At 72.0% G+C, this 7,112-nt stretch carries 6 protein-coding genes; 3 read left to right on the top strand and 3 right to left on the bottom strand.

Going from position 1 to position 7,112, the window contains the following annotated elements:
- Positions 1 to 283: 283 nt before the first annotated feature.
- On the bottom strand, positions 284 to 1,561 hold the full coding sequence (locus ABH928_RS30315) for an aldolase (RefSeq protein ID WP_370071838.1): 1,278 nt from the start codon (positions 1,559 to 1,561) through the stop codon (positions 284 to 286).
- Positions 1,562 to 1,775: 214 nt separating this feature from the next.
- Between ABH928_RS30315 and ABH928_RS30310 the strand changes: the two genes are divergently transcribed.
- Positions 1,776 to 2,996 (top strand): MFS transporter, encoded by a 1,221-nt coding sequence (locus ABH928_RS30310; protein WP_370071837.1) that lies wholly within the window; start codon positions 1,776 to 1,778, stop codon positions 2,994 to 2,996.
- Between the two features lie 59 nt (positions 2,997 to 3,055).
- Here ABH928_RS30310 and ABH928_RS30305 read toward each other — a convergent pair whose 3' ends face one another.
- Together ABH928_RS30305 and ABH928_RS30300 are read right to left on the bottom strand one after the other, a co-directional pair.
- On the bottom strand, positions 3,056 to 3,466 hold the full coding sequence (locus ABH928_RS30305; protein WP_370071836.1) for a DUF3052 domain-containing protein: 411 nt from the start codon (positions 3,464 to 3,466) through the stop codon (positions 3,056 to 3,058).
- Positions 3,463 to 4,230, bottom strand: a complete 768-nt coding sequence (locus ABH928_RS30300; protein WP_370071835.1) for an NAD-dependent deacetylase — start codon at positions 4,228 to 4,230, stop codon at positions 3,463 to 3,465. Before ABH928_RS30300 ends, ABH928_RS30305 begins: the two co-directional genes overlap by 4 nt.
- A 202-nt stretch (positions 4,231 to 4,432) precedes the next feature.
- Between ABH928_RS30300 and ABH928_RS30295 the strand changes: the two genes are divergently transcribed.
- Positions 4,433 to 5,317, top strand: coding sequence for a M24 family metallopeptidase (locus ABH928_RS30295; protein WP_370071834.1), 885 nt, complete (start codon positions 4,433 to 4,435; stop codon positions 5,315 to 5,317).
- Positions 5,314 to 7,107 carry an SDR family oxidoreductase gene (locus ABH928_RS30290; protein WP_370071833.1) on the top strand — a complete coding sequence of 598 codons (1,794 nt, stop codon included), beginning with the start codon at positions 5,314 to 5,316 and terminating at the stop codon, positions 7,105 to 7,107. Before ABH928_RS30295 ends, ABH928_RS30290 begins: the two co-directional genes overlap by 4 nt.
- Positions 7,108 to 7,112 lie beyond the last annotated feature (5 nt).

The following is a 7,112-nucleotide window of genomic DNA, read 5'->3' as shown; positions in this document are numbered from 1 at the left end:
CGTGCACAGCGTCCTCGCTGAAAATTTGTTCTCAAAAGTAACTGGCGTTGACTTTTGGCACGCTGTTGAGTTCTCAAGGAACGGACGCTTCCTTCGAATTCCCTTTCGGGTTTCTCCGGGCGCTTCCTTCGTTTTCTACTCTATCAGAACTTTTCAGTCCCGATTTCGCAGTCCCCGTCAATCGGATTTCCGATTCTCTGGGGGAGGTTTGCCGCCCCGCTCAGCGGGGCAACCCGGAGAACGTTACGGCACGACCTGCCGGTCCTCCAAATCAGCGCAGCCCTCAACGTCCGGCGAGCGCGTCGAGCGCCGCGCGGTCCAGACCGGCGGCCTTCTCGACCTCCGCCGCGTCGACCGCGCCGCAGTCCAGACCGCGGAGCAGGTAGCCGCTGAGCGCCTTCGCCGTGGCCGGCTCGTCCATCACATCACCGCCCGCGCGGGCGACATACGCCGCCAGGCGCGCGGCGGCCGAGTCCAGGCCCTCGCGGTAGAAGGCGTAGACCGCCGCATAGCGGGTGGGCAGGTGGCCGGGGTGCATGTCCCACCCCTGGTAGTAGGCGCGCTCCAGCGAACGGCGGACCAGCCGGTGGTGCAGCTTCCAGGCCGCGTGGACCTGCTCGGTCGGGCCGGTCGGGATGACGTTGGTCGAACCGTCGGACAGTCGCACGCCCGTGCCCGCCGCCGCGACCTGCATCACGGCCTTGGCGTGGTCGGCGGCCGGGTGCTCCATGCTCTGGTAGGCCGCGCTGACGCCGCACGACGCGCTGTAGTCGAAGGTGCCGTAGTGAAGGCTGGTAGCGCGGCCCTCGGCGGCCTCGATCATCCGGGCCACCGTCGCGCGGCCGTCGGCGCCGAGGATGGCCTGGGTGGTCTCGATCTGGATCTCGAAGCCGATCCGGCCGGCCGGGAGGCCGCTCGCCTGCTCGAAGCCCTCGACCAGCCGCGCCATGGCGGTGACCTGCTGCGGATAGGTGACCTTGGGCAGCGTCAGCACGAGCTCCTCGGGCAGCGTGCCTTTCCCGGCGTCGAGCAGGCCGGTGAGGAAGAGGTCCAGCGTCCGGATCCCCCGCGTCCGGACGGCGGATTCCATGCACTTCATCCGGATCCCGACGAACGGCGGCGCGCTGCCGTCGGCGACGGCCTCGGCGACGAGGCGCGCGGCGCGCTCCGCGGCGGCGTCCTCCTCGGCGTCGGGGCGCGGGCCGTAGCCGTCCTCGAAGTCGATGCGCAGGTCCTCGATCGGCTCCCGCTCCAGCTTGGCGCGGACCCGGTCGTGGACGTCGGCGGCGAGCGCGGCGTCGGTCTGGCCGACGACGGCGGCGAGCGCGGCAGCGTCGGGGGCGTGCGCGTCGAGCAGGTCGAGCGCCTGGCGACCCCAGCTGCGGACCAGGTCGCCGACACCCTGGTCGGCAAGCGCGTCGGCGGGGACGTAAACGGTGTGGACCGGCTGCCGCGTGCCCGGGTCGCCCGGGTAGCGGGCGGCAAGGTCGGCGTCGACCTCGGCGAGGGAGGCCTCGACGCCCTCGCGCAGCGTGGTGGAGAACGTGGTGCGCGCAGCCATGACTGCCCCTTCGCCTGTGTGACCCGAACAGCTGAGTGCCGGAACGACTGAATGACCCGAAGAACTCATCAACAGTTTGTTGACGCGACGCTATCGATGCCAGGACTGTCACGTCAACGTTTTGTTGCAGGGTACTTCCGGGGCGGCGCTCGGCGAGTCGTGTGCGGTCGATATTCCGTTGACCGACGATCCGCCCGACCGATAGGGAGACCGGGTGTCGAACCCTCTCGCTCCGCTGCGCCATGCCTCGTTCCGCCGCCTGGCCCTTGGCCGGGCCACCAACATGCTGGGCAACGGCGTCGCGCCGATCGCGCTGGCGTTCGCGGTGCTCCGGATCACCGGGTCGGTGACGGAGCTCGGGCTGGTGGTGGCCACCCGCTCGCTCTTCAACGTGGTGTTCCTGCTCTTCGGTGGAGTCCTGGCCGACCGGATGCCGCGTCGGCTGGTACTGGTCGGGTCGAGTGTGCTGAGCGCCGCGAGCCAGGGCACGCTGGCGGTACTGGTCCTCACCCACCGCGCGACGATCCCGCTGCTGCTCGTCCTCTCCGCCTGCAACGGCACCTTCGCCGCCTTCGCCCTGCCCGCGTCCGCCGCTCTGCTGCCGCAGACCGTGCCCGTGGAGGAGCGGCGGCAGGCGAACGCGATCAACCGTATGGGCGCCAACAGCGCGGTGATCGGCGGTGCCGCGCTCGGCGGCGCGGTGGTGGCCGCGGCCGGTCCCGGCTGGGGCCTGGCCATCGACGCGACGAGCTTCGCCCTGTCGGGTCTCTGCTTCTTCCGCGTCCGCACCAGCCCGATGCCCGAAACGGCCACCTCACCCGTACGCCGCGGCATGTTCCGTGAACTTCACGACGGCTGGCGGGAGTTCGTCGCACGACGCTGGGTCTGGGTGATCGTGGCCGCCTTCGGGTTCCTCAACGCCGCGTTCTCGGGCACGGTGCAGGTGCTGGGCCCGACGATCGCCAGCAGGTCCTTCGGCAGCGGCGGTTGGGGGCTGGTGCTGTCCGCCCAGACCTTGGGCATGCTGGTCGGCGGCGTGATCGGGCTGCGGATCCGGCCGCAGCGCCTGCTGTTGGTCGGCGTCTCCTGCATGGCCGCCGAGGCGCTGCTGCCCTCCGGCCTCGCGCTGGGCATGCCCGTGGCGGGCCTCGCGGGGATGAACTTCCTTGCGGGAGTGGCCGTCGAGCAGTTCGGCATCGCCTGGGAGACCTCGCTCCAGCAGGAGATCCCCGAGGACCGACTGGCCCGCGTCTACTCCTACGACGCACTCGGCTCGTTCATGGCCATCCCGCTGGCCCAGGCCACCGTGGGCCCGCTCAGCGCGGCGATCGGCGTGCACGCCACGCTGCTGAGCGCGGCGGCGGTGATCCTCGCTTGCACGGTCGCCATGCTCGCCGTCCGCGACGTGCGCGCGCTCAAGGTCCGGTCCGCGTAAGGCCGCGTAAGGCGGCCATGGCCACAGAAGGCCGCAGCAGGCCGAGGCAACCGACCGACTCAGGACGGCCGGTTCTCCCTCCGCCACACGAACGCCAGCCCGGACCAGTCCTCCCCGACCGCCGCGACCTTGACGTCCACCACACCCAACGGCAGCAGCACCTCGCGCAGCAGACGGTCCGTCAGGTCGCTGGTGTGCCCTGCCGCGCGGCGCGGCCAGAGCACCCAGAGACACGACGCCGGCTGCAGCGCGTCCACCAGGCCCGTGGCGTCGTGCCGCAGTTCGTCGGCCGACCGGAAGAAGGCGAGCACGACGTCCGCGTCGGCGACGGCCGCCTGCCCGGTGCCCACCCGAACGCCGTCCGGCAGGTCGGGGAGCGCCCAGCCCGCCGGGGCGTGCCTCAGCACGACGCGGTGGCCGGGCTTGATCCGCAGCTTCCTGGCCAGCGGGGTGCCCGCGGAGCCGGTCACTCCGGCCGCTCCGGCCACTCCGCGCCCGCCTCCTTCGCGAGGCGGCGGAGCAGTGCCGGGACGGCAGTGCCGATCGGCTCGCGGATGACCTCCGCCGCCGCGTCGTCGTAGGGCGTCGGGTCGGCGTTGACGACGACGATGCGGGCACCGCCCGCGAGGGCCACGTCGACGAGCCCGGCCGCCGGGTGGACCTGCAGCGTCGTGCCGACGGCGAGCAGCACGTCGCAGGCGGCGGCGATGGCGCGGGCCTCGCCGAGGACCTGCGGGTCGAGGTGCTCGCCGAAGAAGACCGTCGCGGACTTGAGCACACCGCCGCAGACCGTGCAGGGCGGGTCGGCCTCGCCCGCGCGGACGCGGTCGAGGGCCACGGCCATGTCGCCGCGCGCGTGGCAGCTGACGCACTGGGTGCAGCGGGCGGTGCCGTGCAGCTCCAGGACCTTGCGCGGGCTGACGCCGCCGAGCTGGTGCAGGCCGTCGACGTTCTGCGTCAGCACGCGCAGCGGCAGACCGGCGCGCTCGTAGGCGGCGAAGGCGTGGTGGGCCGCGTTGGGCTGTACGTCGAGGACGCCGGTCTTGAGGCGCATCTGCCAGCTGCGGGCGCGGACCTCGGGATCGGCGAGATAGCTGTCGATGGTGACCAGCCGCTGGTTGCCGGGGTCGTCGCGCCACAGCCCCTGCGGGCCGCGGTAGTCACGCAGGCCGGAGTCGGTGGAGACGCCGGCTCCCGTGAGCGCGGCGAGGAGGGGACGGGCGGTGTCGCTCATGCAAGGAAACCTAGCCACCCCAGCGTCCGGGGGCGACCCGGTTTTCGCCCCGCTTTCCATCCCGGTTTTCGCCCCGCTTTGCGCCCGGGTAGTTGGCCGGGTAGCCGACCGGACACCACGCAGGAAGAACGCCGCGAAGCGCGCCGGAAAACTCGGTGTCGACACCTGTTGCACGGAGGTGACTCGGCAGTATGTTGACAACATGTCTAATAAGCAGCCGGCCTGGGAGCCGGGGGATCTGGAGCGCTTCCGCGCTGTCCAACAGCTCGCCTACCGCTGCGCGCAGACCGTGGCGGAGGGCCTCGAACCGGGCGTCACCGAGAAGCAGGCGGCTCAGCGGATGCGCCGCTGGCTGGAGGAGAACGGCGCGGACGACTGGTTCCACGTCCCGTTCGCCTGGTTCGGCGACCGTACGACCTTCCACCGGTTCCGCACGCCGCTCCAGTTCTTCCCGACCGACCGACGGCTTGAGGAGGGCATGCCCTTCATCCTCGACTGCGCACCCGTCGCCCAGGGCTACACCGCCGACATCGGCTACGCCGGCAGCCTCGGCGGAAACCGGGTGCAGCAGCAGATCCTGGACGACCTGAAGGAGTACCGGGAGCTGATCCTCGCCCAGGTGCGCGAGCGCAAGCCGCTCAACGAGATCTACCTCGCCGTGGACACGCTGATCGCCAAGCACGGCTACGAGAACCGCCACCGCGTCTACCCGGGCCGGGTGTTGGCGCACCAGGTCACCCGGCTCAAGGCGCGCGGACCGCGCACCGTCGTCGCCGGGTTCGGCATCCGCAGCCTGCAGACGCTCGGCCGGGAGCTGGTCGCCGAGCGGATCCAGCACCGCTCGCCGCTCTGGGCCGACGGCAAGTCCTCCGCCCACGCCCCGACCGCCGGCCTGTGGGCCGTCGAGCCGCACCTGGGCCTGCGCGGCATCGGCGCCAAGTTCGAGGAGTTGCTCGTCGTCACCGAGGACGACGCCTACTGGCTCGACGACGACCTGCCGCACGTCCGCACCTGGGCCACTCGGTCCGCCGCTGGGGAGAACGCCGAGCAGAACGCCGGGGAGAACGCCGAGGTGCACGCGGTATGAAAGAGGAACAGCGCATGCAGGAGCAGCAGAGCTTCGTGACCGCACCGGACGGGGTCCGGCTCGCCGTCTTCGAGTGGGGCGAGCGCTCCGCCGACACCACCGTCGTCCTGGTGCACGGCTACCCGGACAGCCACGTCGTCTGGCGGCCGATCGCCGAGCAGCTGGCCGAGCGGCACCACGTCGTCGCCTACGACGTACGCGGCGCGGGCGCCTCGGACGCGCCGCGCCGGATCGCCTCCTACACGCTCGCCACGCTCGAAGCCGACCTCGGCGCGGTGCTGCAGCAGGTCAGCCCGGAGCGGCCGGTGCACCTGGTCGGGCACGACTGGGGCTCGACCCAGTCCTGGGAGTCGGTCACCGGCACCGCGCTGGCGGACCGGATCGCCTCCTTCACCTCCGTTTCCGGCCCGTGCCTGGACCATGTCGGCCAGTGGTTCCGCAGCAAGCTGCGGCGGCCGAGCCCGCGTGCGCTGGGCCAACTGGCCTGGCAGAGCGTGCACTCCTGGTACATCGGCTACTTCCATCTGCCGCTGCTGCCCCCGCTGCTGTGGCGCACGGCGATGGTCAAGGCCTGGCCCGCGCTGCTGCACGCGATCGAGGGCGTGCCGCGCGGCAGCGGCGCGCCGACCTTCCCCACCGACGCGGTGCGCGGACTGGCGCTTTACCGGGCCAACATGATCCCCCGGCTGACCCGTCCCCGGCACCGGCCCACCGAGATCCCGGTGCAGGTGGTGCTGCCGCAGAAGGACCTCTACGTCACCCCGTCCATGGCCGGTCAGGCCCCGCAGCCCTACGTCGACCGGCTCTGGCGTCGCCCGCTGCGCGCCGGACACTGGGCGCCGCTGACCCACGACGCGGTGCTGGCCAACTGGATCGACGAGTTCGTCACCCACATCGAGGGCGGCCCGACCGCGCCCGCGCTCCAGCGCGCCGAGGTCAACAGGCCCCAGCAGGACGGGGAGCAGAAGGAGCACGCCGGGAAGCTGGTCATCGTCACCGGCGCGGGCAGCGGCATCGGCCGGGCCACCGCGCTGGCCTTCGCCGAGGCCGGTGCGGCGGTGATCGCCGCCGACCTCAACGCGGACTCCGCCGCCCGCACCGCCCACCTGGCCGCCCTGCTGGGCGCCCCGCGTACCGGCTCGTACGCCGTCGACGTCTCCGACCCGGCGGCCATGGAGGCCTTCGCCAAGGCCGTCGCCGAAGAGCACGGCGCACCGGACATCGTGGTCAACAACGCGGGCATCGGCCTCGGCGGCGCGTTCCTGGACACCCAGACCTCCGACTGGGACGCGGTGCTCGGCGTCAACCTGATGGGCGTGGTCCACGGCTGCCGTCTGTTCGGCGCGATGATGAAGGACCACGGCAACGGCGGACACATCGTCAACATCGCCTCCGCCGCCGCCTATCTGCCCTCGCGCACGCTGTCCGCCTACGCGACCAGCAAGGCGGCGGTGCTGATGCTCACCGAGTGCCTGCGCGCCGAGCTGTCCGACGACGGGATCGGCGTCAGCGCGGTCTGCCCCGGCTTCGTCAACACCGCCATCGCCAAGGCCACCCGCTACGTCGGCGTCAGCAGCAGCGAGCAGGAGCGGCTGCGCGGCAAGGCGGACCGCCTCTACCGGATGCGCAACCTGCCGCCGGAGCGGGTCGCCGACGCCGTGCTGCGCGCGGTGCGGGAGAACCGCCCGGTCGTCCCGGTCGCCGCCGAGGCCCGGATCGGCCGCGCGCTGACCCGCCTGTCCCCCGGCACCCTGCGCGCCATCGCCCGCGCCGACCTGACGCCCCGCTAGCCACC

It is taken from the genome of Streptacidiphilus sp. MAP5-3, assembly GCF_041262505.1.
Classification (GTDB): Bacteria; Actinomycetota; Actinomycetes; order Streptomycetales; family Streptomycetaceae; genus Streptacidiphilus.
This window is presented reverse-complemented; position numbering and strand designations above follow the sequence as displayed.